Source organism: Nocardioides sediminis (genome assembly GCF_003047295.1).
In the GTDB taxonomy this organism is placed as follows: Bacteria; Actinomycetota; Actinomycetes; order Propionibacteriales; family Nocardioidaceae; genus Nocardioides; species Nocardioides sediminis.
In genome coordinates, this window is record NZ_PZYZ01000003.1 from 1 (window position 1) to 17,922 (window position 17,922).

Below are 17,922 nucleotides of genomic sequence, written 5' to 3' on the forward strand. Positions count from 1 at the left end.
ACCACCACTCGAGGCCGAGAACGACTACTACGATCAGCCCCACGCCCCACAGGGCGTGACAACCACCCGGTGAGCATCAAACCCGGGGCGGTTCAGGGGTGCCGGGCGTGAGCTTCCACGCACACGCGTGGAAGTGCATCGACGCGCGCCCGTCCCTCAACGCGGTACGACGACCACCTGGTGCTCGTCCTCGTAGACGACCAGCCCGGGGTCGTCGGACTCGACGCGCACCCAGGCGACGCCGTGGCGGTCCAGGATCTCGAGGTGCCCGCGCGTGGCGTCAACGAGGTGGTCGGCGGCGGGCACCTTGAACCACGCCACGGCCTGCGGGTTGACCGCGCGGTCGTAGACCGTCGGGTCGACGGTCGAGGGGTCGGTGTAGGCGTCGTCGAGCCACCGGTTCGTCCGCACTCGGTAGGCCTCGTCGGCCTCGTTGAGCAAGCCCCCGCGTCCGAGCACGTTGACCAGCCCGAAGACGCCGACGTGGATGCCCCGGTCCGACGGCTCCACGGCCTGGAACCGGACGAAGCGGCTCACGCGTCCAGCGTCTCCATGTCCACGTCGTAGGCGCCCTGGACGATGAACTCCTTGCGCGGCGCGACGTCGGAGCCCATGAGCAGCTCGAAGACGTGCGAGGAGACCTCGGCGTCGTCGACGGTCAGGCGGCGCAGAGTGCGGTGGCGGGGGTCCATGGTGGTCTCGGCCAGCTGGTCGGCGTCCATCTCGCCGAGGCCCTTGTAGCGCTGCACCGGGTCCTTCCAGCGCACGTTCTTCTTCTTCAGCTCCGCCAGCTTCCTCTGCAGCTCGTCGTCGGAGTAGGTGTAGAGGTACTTGTCCATCCCCTTCTTGGGGTTGGAGATCTCGATGCGGTGCAGCGGCGGGACCGCGGTGTAGACGCGGCCCGCGGTGATCAGCTCGGGCATGTACTTGAAGAACAGCGTGGCGAGCAGGCAGCGGATGTGGGCGCCGTCGGAGTCGGCGTCGGCCATGAAGATGATCCGGCCGTAGCGGGCGGCGTCGAGGTCGAACGTGCGTCCCGAGCCGGCGCCGACGACCTGGATGATCGCGGCGCACTCGGCGTTCTTGAGCATGTCGCCGACCGAGGCCTTCTGGACGTTGAGGATCTTGCCGCGGATCGGCAGCAGCGCCTGGTACTCGGAGTTGCGGGCCAGCTTGGCCGTGCCCAGCGCCGAGTCACCCTCGACGATGAACAGCTCGGTGCGCTCGTTGTCGCCGGCCCGGCAGTCGGCGAGCTTGGCCGGGAGCGCGGAGGACTCCAGGGCGTTCTTGCGACGCTGGGTCTCCTTGTGCTGCTTGGCGGCGATCCGGGTCTTCGAGGCGCCGACGACCTTCTCCATGACCAGCTTGGCCTGCGCCTTCTCGGCACGCTTGGTCGAGGTGAGGAACTTCTTCAGCTCCGCGGCGACCACCTTGCGCACGACCGTCCGCGCGGCCGGAGTGCCGAGGATCTCCTTGGTCTGGCCCTCGAACTGCGGCTCGGCCAGCCGCACGGTCACCACGGCGGTCATGCCCTCGAGGACGTCGTCCTTGATGACGTTGTCGTCGTTGACCTTGAGCACCTTGGCCGCGCGCATCACGTCGTTGAAGGTCGCGGTGACGGCCTGCTCGAAACCGCTCAGGTGGGTGCCGCCCTTGGGGGTGGCGATCACGTTGACGTAGGAGCGGACCTGGGTGTCGTAGGTGTTGGACCAGCGCAGCGCCACGTCGACGGCGAGCTCCCGCTCGACCTCCTGGGGGGTCATGTGCCCCTGGTCGTCGAGCAGCGGGACGGTCTCGGTGAAGGTGTCGCTGCCCTGCAGCCGCAGGATCTCGGTGACCGGCTCGCCCGCGGAGAGGTAGTCGGCGAACTCCGAGATGCCGCCCTCGTGGAGGAACTTCTCCTCCACCAGCTCGGGGCCCCGCAGGTCGCGGATGACCAGCTCGAGCCCCGGGACGATGTACGACGTCTGGCGGGCGCGGCCCAGCAGCCCCTCGAACTCGAAGGTGGCGTCCTTGGTGAAGATCTGCCGGTCGGGCCAGAAGTGGATCCGGGTGCCGGTCTTGCCCTTGGCGACCCGCTTGCCCTTGCGGGACATCCCCGAGCCGGAGGTGAAGGTGGCACCCGGCCCGTCGCCGTCGAAGGTGCCCGGGACGCCCCGCTGGAAGGAGATGCCCAGTTGGGAGGGCGAGCGGTCGACGTCGATGTCCATCCGCGAGGAGAGGGCGTTGACGACCGACAAGCCGACGCCGTGCAGCCCGCCGGTGGCGACGTAGGAGCCGCCGCCGAACTTGCCGCCGGCGTGCAGCTTGGTGGCGACCACCTCGACGCCGGGGAGCCCCGTCTTGGGCTCCTTGTCGGTCGGGATGCCGCGGCCGTCGTCGTGCACCTCGACGGACCCGTCGGGGTGCAGGGTCACCTCGACCCGGTGCGCCACGCCCGCGAGGGCCTCGTCCACGCCGTTGTCGATGATCTCCCACAGGCAGTGCATCAGTCCGCGGGTGTCCGTGGACCCGATGTACATGCCGGGCCGCTTGCGGACCGCCTCGAGCCCCTCGAGGACGAGCAGGTGCGCTGCGTTGTAGGTGTTGTCTGCCGGTGCTGCCACAAGGGAAGAACCTACCCGCGACACGCCGTACGACGACGCAAGGCACGCTGCCACGGAACCGTCCGGGTCGGGTCTAGCGTCGTAGGTCACAGGAACAGGCAGGACGCACGCAACGTTCGATCAAGCACCGATCCAGTTGTCCCACGGTTACGAACAACCAGCACGGGGTACCGGAAGAAGTGCAAGACTGGACAGGTCAGTACCGAACCACCTGCGGGGAATCTTTTCCCCGGGGGCTACGTTGGGCCAGACACCGATGGAGAGAAATGAGGCCGATGTGACCACTGCCATTGCCCCCCAGCCCGCCGCCCTGACGGCAGGCGACCGCTGCGACCGCTGCGGTGCCCAGGCCTACCTGCGGGTGGAGCTCCAGACCGGTGGCGAGCTGCTGTTCTGCGCCCACCACGCCCGGGAGCACGGCGACAAGCTCCGTGAGGTGGCCTCGTCCGTGCAGGACGAGACCCACAAGCTCGCGGCCACCCCCGCCACCGAGGACTGAGCTCCCCCGACCCCAGACCACTCCAGCGGCCCCGGACTCCACGTCCGGGGCCGCTCGTCATTTCGCGCAGGGCCCGTCCCCGCACCCGACGGCCGAGCGCTGTGGAAGGCTCCCCCGCGTGACCCTCACCGAAGTCCTGATCGCCGTCCTCATCGCCGTCGGCATCGTCGGCATCGTGGTGCCCGTCCTGCCCGGCTCGATCCTGGTCCTGGGCGCGATCCTCGTCTGGGCGAGCGAGGTCGGCACGTCCACCGCCTGGATGGTGTTCGCGGTCGCGGCGACGTTCATCGTGCTGGGCTCGGTCGTGAAGTACGCCCTGCCCGGTCGGCGCCTCAAGGAGGTCGGCGTACCCCGCTCGACCCTGCTGTTCGGCGGGGCCCTCGGGTTCGTCGGCTTCTTCGTGGTCCCGGTCGTGGGCCTCTTCGCCGGCTTCGTGCTGGGGGTCTACGCCGCCGAGCGGCGCCGGGTGGGCGGCGCTGCGGCCTGGCCGGCCACCGTGCACGCCCTCAAGGCCGTGGGCGTGTCGATCTTCATCGAGGCCGTGGCGGCCGTCCTCGCCGCGCTCACCTGGGTGGTGGGTGTCGCGGTGACGCCCTGATGGGCGTGCTGCTGGCGCTCGGGGCGGCCGTGGCCTACGGCCTCTCGGACTTCATCGGCGGTCTCGCCTCGCGTCGTACGTCGGCGTGGCCGGTCGCCTTCGTCGGCGCCGGCGGGTCCCTGGCCGGCGCCCTCGTGCTCGCCGTCGCCGTGCCCGGGGAGGCCACCGGCACCGACCTCGCCTGGGGCGCCTTGGCCGGTGTGGGCAGCGGCACCGGCGGCGCCTTCCTCTACCGCGGCTTCGCCGCCGGACGCATGGGCGTGGTGGCGCCGGTCTCCGCGGTGGGGGCGGCGCTGCTGCCCGTGGTCGTGGCCGTCGCCACCGGCGAGCGGCCCTCGTCGCTGGTCTGGGCGGGCATCCTCGCCGCGCTCCCCGGCATCTGGCTGGTCAGCCGGGAGCCGGGCGGCGCTGGCGGGCTGGCCGCCGGGCTGCTGGACGGCGTGCTCGCCGGCGCCGGTTTCGGGCTGCTGTTCGCCGCCACCGGCCAGATCCCGGACGAGGCGGGCTGGTGGCCCACGGCGGTCACCCAGGCGGTCGCGCTGGTGGCGGTGGCGCTCACGGCCACCGTGCTGCGCGCTGGCTGGGTCCCCCGGCACGCCAGCGAGCTGTGGGGCCTGGTGGCCGGGCTGCTCGCCACGGCGGGGGTGGCGTGCTTCCTGCTCGCCACCCAGACGGGACTGCTGACGGTCGCGGCCGTCGTGACCTCGTTCTACCCCGCGGTCACGATCCTGCTGGCCGCGGCCTTCCTGCACGAACGGGTCCATGGGCTCCAGGGGCTCGGCCTGGCGTTCTGCGGCGTCGCCGTCGCCCTGGTCGCGGCCGGCTGACGCCACGCAGCCGCGGACCCGGTCCCGGCCTCAGCTGGGCGCGAGCCAGGTGCCGAAGCGACGCGTCGCCGGTGACCAGTCGACGACGGCGTTGACGCCGTCGTACACGTCGGTCATCAGGACGCTCACCCGCACCGACGACGGGTCGTCGAGGCAGTCCCGGGACACCCGGAGCACGGCGACGTCCTTGAACCACCGCAGCCGCACGGAGTGCTCGCACTGGAGGGGGGCCCCGGACGCCCGCCACCGGCGCACCTCCGCGAGCTGGTAGTCGGTGCCCGAGGAGAGCCCGGTGTTGAGGACGTACTCCGGCCCACGACGGCCCCGGTCGACGTCGACGTAGGCGCTCAGACCCGCGTCGTTGCGACGGCGCAGGTCTGCGAACCGCACCCGCACGACCACCTGCGACTCCGAGTGCCGCACCGTGGTCGACAGCACGTCGGTGCGCGACTCGGGCGTCTCCGCGGCGTCCTGGAGGGTCTGCGTCGTCGCGTCCGCGGCCACCGGGACGAGCGCCAGCGCCAGTCCCGCGGCAAGCCCGGTCACGAACCTCGTCATCGTGCGCTGCATGGCGGCTCCCCTCGTCGACGGCCCGGCCCCGTCCCGTGCCCACCTGAAGGCTAACCGGGCACGGCCGACGCAGCCCCATCCCGAGAGGTGCCGTGAGTAGCGTGAGGGCATGAGGGCCGCTCCCGTCGTACGCCGCGTGCTGGCGGCAGCCCTGGCGGCAGCGGCGCTCGCGGCCTGCTCCCCCGGCCCCGGGGCGACGCCCGACGCGCCCGGGTCCACGCCGTCAGCCTCCGACACGCCGGAGGCCTCGTCGACGACTCCTCCGCCCGAGGTCGCCGCGTCCGCCGAGGAGCCTCCCACCGTCACGCTGGCCGTCGTCGGCGACGTGATGCTCGGCCGCGGCGTCGCGGCCGCCCACGCCGACCCCACCGTGACCATGCGGGCGATGCGCCCGCTGCTGCGGCGGGCCGACATCACCATCGGCACCCTCGAGAGCACCCTGTCGACCGACGGCTCCCCCACCCAGGGCGGCGACAGCTTCGCGGCGGACCCGGGCGTCCTCGACGGCCTGGCCGCGGCGGGCTTCGACGCGTTGTCGCTGGCCAACAACCACGTCGGCGACTACGGGCAGCGCGCCCTCCTGCGCACCCTCGAGGCCTTCCGCGGCTCGGGCATCGCGCGGTTCGGCGCCGGCCGCGACCTCGCGGCGGCCACCCGGCCCGCCGTCGTCGAGCGGGACGGCGTACGGGTGGGACTGCTGGGCTTCAACGCCATCGGTGAGACCCCGCGAGCCACGCCGACGACACCCGGCGCCCTGTCGGTGCGGATGCCGCCACGCACGGGCCCCCTGCAGCCCGCCGACCTGCGGCACGTGCTGGCTGCCGTACGACGCCTGGACCGGCGGGTCGACGTGGTGGTGGTGCTCCCCCACTGGGGCACCCAGTACACGCACCGGCCCGAGCCGGTCCAGCGCCTCGTGGGGCGCCGCCTGGTGGACGCCGGGGCCGACCTGGTGGTCGGCGGCCACCCCCACTGGGTCCAGTCGGTGGAGCGGCACCGTGGGGCGACCATCGCGCACTCCCTGGGCAACTTCGTCTTCGACATGGACTTCATGGAGCAGACGATGGAGGGGGTCGTCCTGACCGCGACGATCACCGGCGACCGGGTGGTCGACGTGGCGCTGGCGCCCTACCGCATGGACGCGACGTTCACCCCGCGGCCGCTGCGGGGCGCGGCCGCGCGGGAGGTCCTCGCCGACGTCCGCTCCGGCGGCTGACCGCGTCAGGCCCGTGGCGCCGGCGACGGCCGCACCCGGCGACGGGCCAGGGAGAGCGTCCACCCGGCACCCGCGCAGGTGACGATCGCGGCCGCGGCGAAGGCACCGGCGATCCCGTGCCTCTCGGCCACCAGGCCGGCCGCGACGGGACCGCCGGCGAGACCGAGGTCGAGGGCCATGCTCGCCGTCGCGGACGCGGCCCCCCGCTGCTCGGGCGCTGCGGTCGCGAAGATCGCCGAGAAGAACGCCGGGGTGCTGAACACGACCCCGGCCGCGGTCATCGCCGACCCCACCAGCACCGCGGTCGGGGTGGTGGCGAGGGCGAGCACCAGCAGGCCGCCTCCCATCGCGGCGAGTGCCCCCGACGCGAGGACGAGCGGTCGCACGCGGTCGATGAACCGGCCGCAGGCGAGCCGGCCGAACACCACGGTGGTGCCGTAGACGACCATCGGCAGGCTCGTGCCCGCCAGGCCGACGTCCTGCGCGTGGAGCGTGATGAACGCCAGGAACGTGCCCATCGCCACGATCGACACCAGGAAGCCCAGGGCCGGCGCGAGCGCGGGCCGGTGGACGAGCGTCCCGTCGGCCTCGTGGGCGGAGGGGGGCCGGGTCTCGCCGACGAGCCGCAGCAGCGCCACGGCCGCCACGTTGAGCAGGGCGGCGCCCAGCCAGGCCACCCGGAAGCCGCCGGTGGCGACGAGGAGCTCAGCGAGCGGCGGACCGGCCGCGAGACCGACGTAGAGGCCCAGCGAGTTGTAGCTCAGCGCCTCCCCCAGCCTGCCCTCCGGGGTGAGGTCGGCGAGGGCCGCCATCGCGGCCACGAAGAACGCCGCCTCGGCGACCCCGAGCACCAGGCGCAGGAGGACCACCAGCGCCAGCGAGTCGGCGTACGCCGTGGCGGCGTACGCCAGGGCGGCCAGCGCGGCGCCGCCGGTCATCAGGGGCCGCCGGCCCCGCAAGTCCGCCAGACGGCCGGCGAGAGGTCGCAGGAGGAGCGCCGTCACGGCGAAGGCGCCGAAGGCCAGCCCCGCCCCGCGCTCGGACGACCCCAGGGGGCCCGTGACGTGCAGCGGCAGGGCCAGGATCGCGACGCCGTCCGCCGTGAAGTAGGCGAGCTCCGCCGTCGCGAGGGCGACGAAGCGTCGCGTCACCAGTCGCTGGCTGTCGAGGACGTTCGCTGTTGCGGTCATGTGGTCCAGCGTGCGGCCGGCGAGGGACCGCCACATGTGCGGTTCTACCCAGGTCCGTCGTCCGCGAGGGTGCCGACCAGTCCGTGCTCCATGGCGAACAGGGCGGCCGCCGCGCGGCTCGAGGCGCCGATCCGCTCGTAGATGTCCGCGACGTGGCGGTCCACCGTGCGCGGGGACAGGACCAGCCGCTGTGCGATCTCCCGGTTGGACAGCCCGTGGCAGAGCAGGCGCAGCACCTCGACCTGGCGGGGCGTGAGTCCGGCCGCACCGGCCCGCCTCGGGCTCCCCGCGCCACCGGCCGCCGAGAGGACGGCGGCGACCGCGTCGGCGTCCAGCCGCCCCGCCCTGACCTCGGCGTCCAGCCGGGCGGTGGCCTCCCCGGCACCGAGACCCGCACGGTGGGGACGCGGCTCGACCAGCAGCCTCAGGGCGTCGGCCGTCGCCAGCACGCGCGCGGCCATGGGGAGCTGGTCCGCGCGCCGGCCGCGGTGGTAGCCGCTGCCGTCGCACCTCTCGTGGTGCGCGCCCACCAGCTCCGCGACCCCGGCCAGCTCGGGGACCCGCAGGAGGGCACGCTCGGAGTAGTAGGGGTGCAGCCTGATCTGGTCCCGCTCCGCCGCGGTCCACGGCCTCGGGCAGTCCCAGATCCGCCCGGGCAGCCCGACCCGGCCCACGTCGTGCAGGTGTCCCGCCATGCGGAGCTCCTCGGGGTCGTCCAGCCCCAGCACTCCGGCCGCGGTGCCGGCGAGGTCGGCGACGGCCGACGAGTGCCCGGTGAGCCAGGGGCTCTTGAGGTCGACGAGGTCGCCGCAGACCCGGGCGACCTCGAGGCGGCGCGCAGCATCCACCCGGACGACCGGGTCGGGCTCGAGGTCCAGCACGAGGTCGAGCGGGTCGGTGGTGTCGAGGCCCCCGACGAGCGCCGGCAGCTCGGCGAGCGCGACGTCGACCAGCCGCGGGTCCAGCTCGCCACCGCGTCGACGGCGAAGCTGGCGGGCGACGCCCGGGGGTCCGTCGGGGTCGAGGAACATCGCGACGACCCCTGCCACGTGCATCGCGCGGGCCGGGAACGGGATCCGCTCGCCGTCCACCCGCGGGACCCCGCGGCCGTTCCACATGGCCGTCATGTGCGCCAGGGAGGCGACCGCCGTCGGGCTCAGCCCCAGGGCCCGGCCGGCCTCGGCGGCCACCTCGCAGGTCGCGACGGGGGCGTCGCGGGCCAGCCGCGGCATCGTGCGCAGCATGGTGGCCGCCACGCTGCCCCGCGACCGGCCGGTGGCCGTGGCGACGGCCGGCACGACGGAGGTGACCAGGTCGGTGGCCGACGCGCCGTCCGAGCGCAGCAACGCCCTCGTGACGGGCACGTCGTCCCCCCAGACCGAGGCCGTCTCCCAGGCGTACGCAGTGCACCCGAGATGCTCGAGCAGGGAGACCGCCATGACGTCCCGGACCTCGGCCTCGGGACTGCCGACGGCGCGCGCGAGACGCGTCGCGACCACGCACCGGCGCAGCGACTCGTCGGCGAGACCTCCCGTGCCGAGGTCGGTGACACCGGCGAGCCCGGCGAACAGCCCGAAGAGACGGAACACTCCCTCAGCGTGCACCCGCCAGCCAGGCCAGCACCAGCCGGCCGACACGCTCCAGCTGGGCGGGGTCGACGACGTCGGGGGTGTCCTGCGGCGAGTGGTAGCCGGCGTACGGCGTGCTGCCGATCCGGGCGGCGGGAAGGCCCGCGAGGACGAACTGCCAGTGGTCGCTGGAGCGGTCGTAGCCGCGGACCACCGGGACCCCGGTCCGGCGGGCCGCCGCCTGCAGCGAGTCGGCCACCGGGTCCGGGCCGGCCTGCGCCGAGCCGATCGGCACCACGGTCCCGACCCCCACCCGGTCCAGCGACACCATGCCCCGCACGGCCGCGCGCTGCCGCGGCGGCAGGGACCGCACGTAGCGCCGCGAACCGTAGTGGTGGTCGGCGTCGCTGGGTCCCCGGGGCTCCTCCGCACCGAACAGCACGAAGACGACGGGCAGCCGGGTCCGTCGGGTGGCGACCGCGTCGGCCACCGCCAGCAGGACGCCGACGCCCGAGGCGTTGTCCTCCGCCCCCGGCGCCTGCGGAACGGTGTCGAGGTGGGCGCCGACGACCAGGTGCGGCTCCTCGGGCTCGAGGCCGGCCGGCTCCGCCACGAGGTTGACCGACCTGCCGGCCGGCACCGGCACCCCCCACGAGACGCCGCCGGGGACGTCCACGACCTGGGGGCGGACGCCGTAGCCGGACCGTTCCAGCTGACGGGTGGCCCACCGGGCGGCACGTGCGTACGCCGCGCCGGTGGCGGGCCGGGGCCCGACGGTGCCGGCGAGGTGGCGCACCGCGTCGACGGCCACCGACACGGGGAGGTCGCCGGGCCGCACGGCCGGGGACCGCCGAGGCGGCGGTGGCGAGGACGACTCTGCGGGTACCGACGCCGACGGCGACGGCGAGGCGTTCGCGGCCGCGTCGGGCTCCCGGTCGGCACCGGGCGCCGTACATGCGACCGCGGCCAACCCCGCAGAGAGCAGGGCGGCCGCGGTGCGCACGGAAGGAGTGGTCAGTCCAGGTAGTCGCGCAGGACCTGCGAGCGGCTGGGGTGCCGCAGCTTGGACATCGTCTTGGACTCGATCTGGCGGATCCGCTCGCGGGTCACGCCGTAGACCTTGCCGATCTCGTCCAGGGTCTTGGGCTGGCCGTCGGTGAGGCCGAAGCGCATGCTGACCACGCCTGCCTCGCGCTCGGAGAGCGTGTCGAGGACGGCGTGCAGCTGCTCCTGGAGGAGGGTGAACGAGACCGCGTCCGCCGGGACGATGGCCTCGGAGTCCTCGATGAGGTCACCGAACTCGGAGTCGCCGTCCTCGCCGAGCGGGGTGTGCAGCGAGATCGGCTCGCGACCGTACTTCTGGACCTCGATGACCTTCTCCGGGGTCATGTCGAGCTCCTTGGCGAGCTCCTCGGGCGTGGGCTCGCGGCCCAGGTCCTGGAGCATCTGCCGCTGCACGCGTGCGAGCTTGTTGATGACCTCGACCATGTGGACCGGGATGCGGATGGTGCGCGCCTGGTCGGCCATCGCGCGGGTGATCGCCTGGCGGATCCACCACGTGGCGTAGGTCGAGAACTTGTAGCCCTTGGTGTAGTCGAACTTCTCCACGGCGCGGATGAGGCCGAGGTTGCCCTCCTGGATCAGGTCGAGGAAGAGCATGCCGCGGCCGGTGTAGCGCTTGGCCAGCGAGACGACGAGTCGCAGGTTGGCCTCGAGGAGGTGGTTCTTGGCGCGGCGGCCGTCCTCGGAGATCCACTCGAGCTCCTCGAGCATCTTCGGGCTGATCTTGCCGCCCTTGGCGAGCTTCTCCTCGCTGAAGAGGCCGGCCTCGATCCGCTTGGCGAGCTCGACCTCCATCTCCGCGTTGAGGAGGGGCACCTTGCCGATCTGCTTGAGGTAGTCCTTGACCGGGTCGGCGGTCGCGCCCGCGACCATGACCTGCTGCTCGGGCTCGTCGGTGTCGTCGGACGCGGAGACCGTGAAGGCCTGCTTCTCGTCCTCCTTGATGGTCGGGTCGACCTTGACGTCCTTCTCGAACTGCGCGTCGGGCAGGTCGGGCAGGACCTTCTTGCCGTCCGGGCCGATGGTCGCCGGCTCCAGCTCGGTCTCGAGGTCGACCGCGGCCGGCGCCGGCTCGGCGGCGGCCTTGGCGGCCGCCGCCTTCTTGGCGGGGGCCTTCTTGGCGGCCGGCTTGGCGGCGGCCTTGGTGGCGGTCTTCTTGGCCGTCGCCGCGGTGGTCGTCTTGCGGGCGCCCGAGGTCGCCGCGACCGCGCGGGAGGTGTCGACACCGATCTCCACGGAGATCCCGAGCCCGCTCAGGTGGCCGAGCAGGGCCTTGAGATGGCGGGGCTCGACCTGGGCGTCGTCACTGGCCTGCCGGAGGTCGACGGTGGTGACGCTGCCGGCGGGAGTGCCACGCTCGATGAGCGCGACGATGGCCGGGTGCGCCAGCACCTCTGCGGGGAGCAACTTGCGTGCGTGCGAGGACACGAACACCTCTCGTCAGAAGACTTCGGGGCGCGGCAAGGCCCGGTTAAGTCAAGAGCCGCTCTCGCCATTCTGCCACGGCACTCCCCACGGCGGAGAACCTGCGTCGAGATCGCCCCCCACGGAGCGACAAGACCTTGTGCGGGTACGTACAGTCTCCCCCGAGGGGAGTACCTCACCAAGGCCATCCGGTCACTACGGCGCATCGCGCCCCGGGTGGACGCCGATCTCCGCAGCGGATCCTCCGGGCGGGCACCGGCGAGGGAGACCTCAGGTCCAGCAGTCCCTGCGTCCCTGAGTGCTCGAGGAGAAACCCCGTGCTGCAATCCATCGCGTCCCCGACCCTGTGGTGGCTCACCATCGGCGCCGTCGTCGCGCTGCTCGTCGTCGACTTCGTGGCCACCCGCCGCCCCCACGAGGTCTCCATGCGCGAGGCCATCGGCTGGTCCGCGTTCTACGTCGCCCTGCCCCTGATGTTCGGTGTCTACGTCTGGAGCGCCCACGGCTCCGACCGCGGCCTGGAGTACTACACCGGCTACCTCGTCGAGAAGACGCTGAGCGTGGACAACCTCTTCGTCTTCATGCTCCTGCTCTCCGCGTTCGCGGTCCCCAAGGTGCTCCAGCAGCGGGTCCTGCTCTACGGGATCGTGGGCGCCCTGGTGCTGCGCGGCATCTTCATCGCCCTCGGCGCCGCCGCCCTGGACCGCTTCGACTGGGTGTTCCTCGTCTTCGGCGCGATCCTGCTGCTCACCGGCCTCAAGCTGCTCCGCGACGCGGTGTCCGGCCACGACCACGAGGTCGACGTGGACGACATGCGGATCGTGCGCCTCACCCGCCGGGTGATGCCGGTGACCGACGACTACGAGGGCACCAAGCTCGTCGTACGCCGCGACGGTCGGCGCTGGCTGACCCCGCTCGCCCTCGTCGTGATCGCCGTCTTCGCCACCGACGTGGTGTTCGCCGTCGACTCGGTGCCCGCGGTCTACGGGATCACGGGCGACCCCTACCTGGTGTTCGCCACCAACGCCTTCGCCCTGCTCGGCCTCCGCGCGCTCTACTTCGTGCTCCAGGGGGCGCTGACCAAGCTGGTGCACCTGTCCTACGGCCTGGCGGCGATCCTCGGCTTCATCGGCGTCAAGCTGGTGCTGCACTGGGCCCACGAGGTCTGGCCGGAGGTCCCCTCGGTGCCGACGCTCGCGTCCCTCGGCGTGATCCTGGCGATCCTGGCCGTCACGACGACGACCAGCCTGGTCGCGTCCCGCCGCACCGACGCCCGCAACGAGCAGGCCGCCACCGAGCGGTCCGAGTCGGCGAGGACCAACGCCTGACCGCGTGTGGCCCGGCCGTCGCCGGGTGGCCGGCCCCGCTCAGGCGGAGCCGGCCGCCTTGGCGGCGGCCTTGTTCTGCTCCAGTGGGTCCGCAGCAGTGGCTACCGGTGACTGTCGGTCGCGTGCGGAACTCGTCGTCATCGGACCTGATCCGGGTCCGAATCGACGGAACCGCCTAGGGGTGCGTGACCCATAGGCGGTCCAGTCGCGAAAGCCACGCCCCCTGATATCCCGAGCAACGCCGCTTTCGCTGTCAGTGTGCGGGCTCCTGCCGGGGAAAGCGCCAGACGCAGGCAGAGTCTCACCTGTCGGCCAGAGACGATGCCGGTCGGTGAGCGTCCCGGGGCTAGCGGGTGCGTGGACGGTCCGGACCATCCGGCCACGGCGGATTCTCGTCGGCCATGGCGGCTCTCTAGTCCTCCAGGTCGTCCATGACATCACCCGCGGAGTGCCTTTCAGGAGAATCGTCTTGACGTCTACGGTCGAGCTAGCTTGCGAGGTGGGCGCCCACCGCCCGCCCGCGCGCGACACCGCGAGCCGTTGGGACCCATCCCCCGTGCCCCGGCGGCTCGCGGCCTGTCCTCGGTGCGATGCGCCCTCGCGACATGACGACACACCTCTACTCCCCGACCGGGCGCCCCGACTGCGAGCTCGGTTCGAGGGTCGCTGGGGGGGCTACGGAGGTCCGCATGTGGCAGGAACGCGAGGACGAGTGGCATGCGCAGGTGACCTGAGCCGCGCGAACGTCTGCGAGTCCTCACCGAGGAGTACGGCGCGGCTGGATACCGCGCGCTCAGGCGGAGCCGGCCGCCTTGGCGGCGGCCTTCTTCTGCTTCTTGAAGTCCCGCACCTTCTGCAGGGAGGCACCGTCGACGACGTCGGCCACCGAGCGGTGTCCCTCGAGGGCGTAGTCGCCGACGACGGCCTCCCAGCCCTCGGGGCGCACCCCGCGCTGCTTGGCCAGCAGGGCGATGAAGATCTGGGCCTTCTGCTTGCCGAAGCCGGGCAGCGCCATCATCCGCTTCAGCAGGTCCTTGGCGTCGGCGGCCCCGGTCCAGATGCGGGAGGCGTCGCCGTCGTACTCCTCGGTGACGATCCGCGCCAGCTCCTGCAGCTTGGCGGACATCGACCCCGGGAACCGGTGGATGGCCGGGGTGGTGGCCGCCATCGCCGCGAACTCCTCCGGGTCGGCGTGGGCGATCGCCTCGGGGTCGAGGCTCCCGAACCGGTCCAGGACCTTGGCCGGGCCACGGAAGGCATGCTCCATGGGGTACTGCTGGTCGAGCATCATGCCGACCAGGAGGGCGAACGGGGACTCGTCGAGGACCTTGTCGGCGGCCGCGTCGCCGGTGATGTGCACTGCCATGGGAGCAGTATCTCAACCCGGCGCCCGCCGGAGGGCCGGCCGCTGCCGGCGGTCCCGGAGGTTCCGCAGGTGGAGGGCGGCGATCAGCACCAGGAGCGGGGCGTGGATCGCGGGCAGCCGGTGGGCGAACCACTCCGGCAGGAAGATGTCGGTGACCGAGCCGTCGGCCGCGCCGTACCGCTCCGCGACGTCGGTCAGCGGGCACCGGAACCCGTTGCCCGCGAACACCGCCGTCTCGGCCGCGACCACGACGGCGGACGCCGTCACCCGCGGCCCCGACCGCCCGGTCAGCCCGGCCACGAGCAGGTGCACGACGCAGGCCTCGACCGTGAGCCAGGCCAGCGTGTGGACGCCCTTGACGGCAGCCAGCACGAGCGGGCGGGGCGGTGCCCCCGTCCCCGCCCCGCTCGCGGTCACTGCTCGTGCTGGAAGTGCTGGACCTCGGCGTCGGGCCCGGGGAACACCAGGCTCACGTGGCCGGTGTCGGACCACCGCACGAGGTAGGGCGGGCTGCCGTCCTCGTGGCGCACCTCCAGGATCTCCGCGTCCCGGACGTGGTCCCCGACGTGCAGCCCGTGGACGACCAGTCGGTCCCCGACAGAGGCGAACACGACGGCCTCAGCTCTCGGCGCGGCGGACGGGGATACGGCGGGTGCGGTCCTGGTCCTCGTCGAACGGGACGCGCACCTCCAGGACGCCGTCGGCGTACGACGCGCTGATGTCCTTCTCCCGGGCGTCGCCCGGCAGCGTGACGCTGCGCATGAACGACCCGTAGTGCATCTCCTGGCGGTTGCGCTCCTTGACCTCCTCGCGGCGCTCGCCCGAGATCGTGAGGACGTCGCGGTCGACGGTGATCTCGACGTCCTTGTCCGGGTCGATGCCCGGCAGCTCCGCCCGCAGCACGTAGGTGTCGCCCTCGACGTAGTCCTCGACGCGGACCGACGGGGCAAGCCCCATGCCGGGCTCGAGGTCGAACCGGCTCAACAGCTCGGCGATCGGGTTGGCGCGGTGGCGCATCGGCGTGCTCATGTCGACTCCTCTGGACGGGTGGGCTGGGTGGTGGTCTGGCTGGTGCCTGGGCCGCGGACCCGTCGAGTCCCGGCCACTCCCGAGTCAACGCCCGACCGGTGCGGGGGTGCAGGGCCGGAGGTCACATCCGGCGGGGACGAGCGCCCCGACGGCGGCGTACGACGCCCAGCAGGAGCGCCACCACGATCCCGGGCACCACGGCGACGGCGCAGGCCGCAGCGGCCGTCGTCCAGGGCAGCCTCGTCGTGTCGAGCAGCGCCTCCGCGCCGGGCAGGTAGACCCCGGCGAGCTGGAGTGCGGCCGCCGCCGCCACGGCCAGCTCGAGCCGACGCTCGCGCCACCGGCGTGGGCCGCGCGCACGCAGGGCGAGCGCCACCCCCAGCTGCCCGAGCCCCAGGGTGAGGAAGATCGCCGTCCGTCGGTCGGCCACTCCGCCTGCCGCGGTCGCCCCGACCACCAGTGCCGTGACGGCGAGAGCGACGGTCGCCACGACCAGGGCCACCCGGGACGGACCGTCGAGCACGGACTCGGTCCGCGGGCGTGGCGGGCGGGACATGTCGCGGGGGTCGGCGGGCTCCGCGCCGAAGGCGACGCCGGTCAGGCCGTGGGTGAGCAGGTTGATCCACAGGATCTGCGCGGGGAGCAGGGGCAGCGCGAGGCCGATCAGCGGCCCGGCCATCATCACCGCCACCTCGGCCAGCCCGCCGGAGATCGCGTAGACGAGGAACACCCGCACGTTGGCGAAGATCCTCCGCCCTTCCTCGACCGCGGCGACCACCGTGGCCAGGTCGTCGTCCATGAGGACGAGGTCGGAGGCCTGCCGGGCGACCTCGGTCCCGCCGCGGCCCGCGGCGACCCCGATGTCGGCTGCGCGCAGCGCCGGTGCGTCGTTGACCCCGTCGCCCAGCATCGCCACCACCGCGTCGTCGTCCTGCAGCGCGCGGACGATGCCCACCTTCTGCTCCGGCTTGACGCGGGACACCACGGTGAGCCCGTGGTGCGGCACCGTGCCCTCCTCGAGCTCGCGGCCCTCCACGGCCCTGTCCCCCGCGCCGGCGAGCCCGACGCGGCGGGCCACGGACTCGGCGGTGCCGGCGTGGTCGCCGGTGACGAGCACCAGGCGGACCCCCGCGGACCGCAACGCCTGCACGACCCTGCTCGCCTCGGCGCGGGGAGGGTCGCCGACGGCCACGAGGCCCAGCAGCTCCAGCTCCCCGCCCCGCGCGTCGTCGTCCGCGACGGCGATGACGCGGTGGCCGGCCGCGGCCAGCGCGGTCGCCTGCTCGGCGGCCCGCTCCACCTCCGGGCCCGGGCGGACGAGCGCGAGCACGGCCTCGGGTGCTCCCTTGCAGGCCGTCAGCCGGCGCCCGGAGGCGTCCCGGTGCCAGGTCAGCATGTGCCGGGACGCGTGGTCGAACGGCTGCTCGCCCACGCGGGTCCACGTCGCGGCGGTCGCGTCCTGCGGGTGCCCGCCCTTGGCGCCCAGGGCGAGCAGCGCACCCTCCAGAGGGTCGCCCGCCACGGCCCACAGCTCGCCGTCCCGGTGCAGACGGGCGTCGTTGCACAGCACGACGGCACGCAGGAGCCGTGGGAGCAGGGGGTCGTCCCCGGCACCCTCGATCGTCCCGACGGGCGCGTACCCGGTGCCCGACACCTCGTGGGTGGCCTCCGGCGTCCAGACGTGCTCCGCGAGCATCCGTCCCTCGGTGAGGGTGCCCGTCTTGTCGGTCGCGACGACCGAGACGGAGCCCAGCGTCTCGACCGCGGGCAGCGACCGGACGACCGCGTTGCGCCTCGCCATCCGCCGGGCCCCCAGCGCGAGGGCCACGGTGACGACCGCCGGAAGCGACTCGGGCACCGCCGCCACGGCGAGGCTGAGGCCGACGACGAGCATCTCGGCCCCGTCGCGCCCGCCCAGGACGCCCATGGCCACCACCACGAGGGTGAGGCTGCCGACACCGACGACGAGCGCCCTGCTCAGCCGTCGGAGCCGCTCCTGCAGTGGCGTGCGGCGGCTGACCGCCCCCAGCGTGAGGGCGGCGATGCGACCGATGCCGCTGTGCTCGCCCGTCCGCGTGACCACGAAGGTGCCCCGGCCCCGCGTGACCCTGGTGCCGCCCACCACCTCGCCGCCGTCCGCGACCTCCACCGGGACCGACTCGCCCGTGAGCTGGGACTCGTCGACCTGCAGCATCGACCCGGCGACCAGGTCCCCGTCCGCGGGCACGACGTCCCCGGCGGACACCTCGACGAGGTCGCCACGCACGACGTCCGCCGCCGGCACCTCGACGACGACGCCCTCGCGGCGGACCCGGGCCACGGGAGCGACGAGCTCGTCGAGGGCCGCCATGGCCTGCTCGGCGCGGACCTGCTGCACGACGCCCGCGGCGGTGTTGAAGACCACGACGGCCGCGATGATGAGCGTGTTGGACCAGTCGCGCAGCACCAGCGTCAGGGCGGCCGCCGCGAGCAGGAGCAGGATCATCGGGTCGCGCAGCTGCTCCCCCACGCGCGTGAGGAGTCCCTCCCCCGCGGGCCGCGGCAGCTCGTTGGGCCCCTCCTCGAGCAGGCGCTCGCGCGCCTCGGCCGCGGTCAGTCCCCCCGGGGAGGAGCGTGCCCCTGCAGTCACCGTCCCTCC

Annotated in this window: 17 protein-coding genes; 5 read left to right on the forward strand and 12 right to left on the reverse strand. The window is 73.4% G+C overall.

Translation table 11 applies throughout. The features are described 5' to 3' along the window. Positions 1 to 156 precede the first annotated feature (156 nt). Both DAI17_RS08940 and DAI17_RS08945 read right to left on the reverse strand, forming a co-directional pair. Positions 157 to 537, reverse strand: a complete 381-nt coding sequence (locus tag DAI17_RS08940) for a hypothetical protein (protein WP_107772588.1) — start codon at positions 535 to 537, stop codon at positions 157 to 159. Continuing rightward, on the reverse strand, positions 534 to 2,696 hold the full coding sequence (locus tag DAI17_RS08945) for a DNA gyrase/topoisomerase IV subunit B (RefSeq protein ID WP_407669707.1): 2,163 nt from the start codon (positions 2,694 to 2,696) through the stop codon (positions 534 to 536). Before DAI17_RS08945 ends, DAI17_RS08940 begins: the two co-directional genes overlap by 4 nt. A gap of 166 nt (positions 2,697 to 2,862) precedes the next feature. Here DAI17_RS08945 and DAI17_RS08950 point away from each other — a divergent pair, with 166 nt between their 5' ends. From DAI17_RS08950 to DAI17_RS08960, 3 genes are all read left to right on the forward strand, one after another. After that, entirely contained in the window at positions 2,863 to 3,105 is a 243-nt protein-coding gene (locus tag DAI17_RS08950) for a DUF7455 domain-containing protein (RefSeq protein ID WP_107772590.1), read from the forward strand. A gap of 118 nt (positions 3,106 to 3,223) precedes the next feature. Further along, positions 3,224 to 3,703: a DUF456 domain-containing protein gene (locus DAI17_RS08955; RefSeq protein ID WP_107772591.1), complete on the forward strand. Its 480-nt coding sequence runs from the start codon at positions 3,224 to 3,226 to the stop codon at positions 3,701 to 3,703. After that, positions 3,703 to 4,530 (forward strand): DMT family transporter, encoded by an 828-nt coding sequence (locus DAI17_RS08960; protein ID WP_107772592.1) that lies wholly within the window; start codon positions 3,703 to 3,705, stop codon positions 4,528 to 4,530. The genes DAI17_RS08955 and DAI17_RS08960 overlap by 1 nt, the downstream gene beginning before the upstream one ends. Before the next feature lie 30 nt (positions 4,531 to 4,560). Here DAI17_RS08960 and DAI17_RS08965 read toward each other — a convergent pair whose 3' ends face one another. After that, complete coding sequence (locus DAI17_RS08965) at positions 4,561 to 5,100, reverse strand: hypothetical protein (protein ID WP_107772593.1); 540 nt, start codon at positions 5,098 to 5,100, stop codon at positions 4,561 to 4,563. Positions 5,101 to 5,209: 109 nt separating this feature from the next. Between DAI17_RS08965 and DAI17_RS08970 the strand changes: the two genes are divergently transcribed. After that, positions 5,210 to 6,316, forward strand: coding sequence for a CapA family protein (locus DAI17_RS08970; protein ID WP_107772594.1), 1,107 nt, complete (start codon positions 5,210 to 5,212; stop codon positions 6,314 to 6,316). Positions 6,317 to 6,321: 5 nt separating this feature from the next. Here the strand turns inward: DAI17_RS08970 and DAI17_RS08975 are convergent, their stop codons facing one another. The 4 genes from DAI17_RS08975 to DAI17_RS08990 all read right to left on the reverse strand — a co-directional run bounded on the left by DAI17_RS08975 (position 6,322) and on the right by DAI17_RS08990 (position 11,570). Next, positions 6,322 to 7,506: an MFS transporter gene (locus DAI17_RS08975; protein ID WP_159081441.1), complete on the reverse strand. Its 1,185-nt coding sequence runs from the start codon at positions 7,504 to 7,506 to the stop codon at positions 6,322 to 6,324. Between the two features lie 44 nt (positions 7,507 to 7,550). Beyond that, entirely contained in the window at positions 7,551 to 9,095 is a 1,545-nt protein-coding gene (locus tag DAI17_RS08980; protein ID WP_159081442.1) for an HD domain-containing phosphohydrolase, read from the reverse strand. 4 nt (positions 9,096 to 9,099) lie between these two features. Continuing rightward, a complete protein-coding gene (locus tag DAI17_RS08985; RefSeq protein WP_234412418.1) occupies positions 9,100 to 9,891 on the reverse strand; it encodes a M28 family metallopeptidase in 792 nt (263 codons plus the stop codon). Between the two features lie 197 nt (positions 9,892 to 10,088). Further along, the gene (locus DAI17_RS08990) at positions 10,089 to 11,570 is read right to left on the reverse strand and encodes an RNA polymerase sigma factor (RefSeq protein WP_107772598.1); all 1,482 of its coding nucleotides are present in this window, start codon (positions 11,568 to 11,570) and stop codon (positions 10,089 to 10,091) included. A 308-nt stretch (positions 11,571 to 11,878) separates the two neighbouring features. On the opposite strand from DAI17_RS08990, the gene DAI17_RS08995 reads away from it, so the two are divergent. Continuing rightward, a complete protein-coding gene (locus DAI17_RS08995; RefSeq protein WP_107772599.1) occupies positions 11,879 to 12,889 on the forward strand; it encodes a TerC family protein in 1,011 nt (336 codons plus the stop codon). Positions 12,890 to 13,682: 793 nt separating this feature from the next. Here DAI17_RS08995 and DAI17_RS09000 read toward each other — a convergent pair. From DAI17_RS09000 to DAI17_RS09020, 5 genes are all read right to left on the reverse strand, one after another. Continuing rightward, the gene (locus DAI17_RS09000; protein ID WP_107772600.1) at positions 13,683 to 14,255 is read right to left on the reverse strand and encodes an HhH-GPD-type base excision DNA repair protein; all 573 of its coding nucleotides are present in this window, start codon (positions 14,253 to 14,255) and stop codon (positions 13,683 to 13,685) included. Between the two features lie 12 nt (positions 14,256 to 14,267). Then, a complete protein-coding gene (locus DAI17_RS09005) occupies positions 14,268 to 14,672 on the reverse strand; it encodes a hypothetical protein (RefSeq protein ID WP_199905036.1) in 405 nt (134 codons plus the stop codon). Further along, positions 14,669 to 14,866: a DUF1918 domain-containing protein gene (locus DAI17_RS09010; RefSeq protein WP_107772601.1), complete on the reverse strand. Its 198-nt coding sequence runs from the start codon at positions 14,864 to 14,866 to the stop codon at positions 14,669 to 14,671. The genes DAI17_RS09005 and DAI17_RS09010 overlap by 4 nt, the downstream gene beginning before the upstream one ends. Before the next feature lie 7 nt (positions 14,867 to 14,873). Next, a complete protein-coding gene (locus tag DAI17_RS09015) occupies positions 14,874 to 15,284 on the reverse strand; it encodes an Hsp20/alpha crystallin family protein (RefSeq protein WP_107772602.1) in 411 nt (136 codons plus the stop codon). A 121-nt stretch (positions 15,285 to 15,405) separates the two neighbouring features. Beyond that, on the reverse strand, positions 15,406 to 17,913 hold the full coding sequence (locus tag DAI17_RS09020) for a cation-translocating P-type ATPase (RefSeq protein WP_107772603.1): 2,508 nt from the start codon (positions 17,911 to 17,913) through the stop codon (positions 15,406 to 15,408). Between the last annotated feature and the right edge of the window lie 9 nt (positions 17,914 to 17,922).

Excerpts from the sequence above, each read along its gene's own strand:
- DAI17_RS08950 (WP_107772590.1), top strand. The coding sequence starts at position 2,863 with ATGGAGAGAAATGAGGCCGATGTGACCACTGCCATTGCCCCCCAGCCC.
- DAI17_RS08960 (WP_107772592.1), top strand. The coding sequence starts at position 3,703 with ATGGGCGTGCTGCTGGCGCTCGGGGCGGCCGTGGCCTACGGCCTCTCG.
- DAI17_RS08965 (WP_107772593.1), bottom strand. The coding sequence starts at position 5,100 with ATGCAGCGCACGATGACGAGGTTCGTGACCGGGCTTGCCGCGGGACTG.
- DAI17_RS08970 (WP_107772594.1), top strand. The coding sequence starts at position 5,210 with ATGAGGGCCGCTCCCGTCGTACGCCGCGTGCTGGCGGCAGCCCTGGCG.
- DAI17_RS08975 (WP_159081441.1), bottom strand. The coding sequence starts at position 7,506 with ATGACCGCAACAGCGAACGTCCTCGACAGCCAGCGACTGGTGACGCGA.
- DAI17_RS09000 (WP_107772600.1), bottom strand. The coding sequence starts at position 14,255 with ATGGCAGTGCACATCACCGGCGACGCGGCCGCCGACAAGGTCCTCGAC.
- DAI17_RS09015 (WP_107772602.1), bottom strand. The coding sequence starts at position 15,284 with ATGAGCACGCCGATGCGCCACCGCGCCAACCCGATCGCCGAGCTGTTG.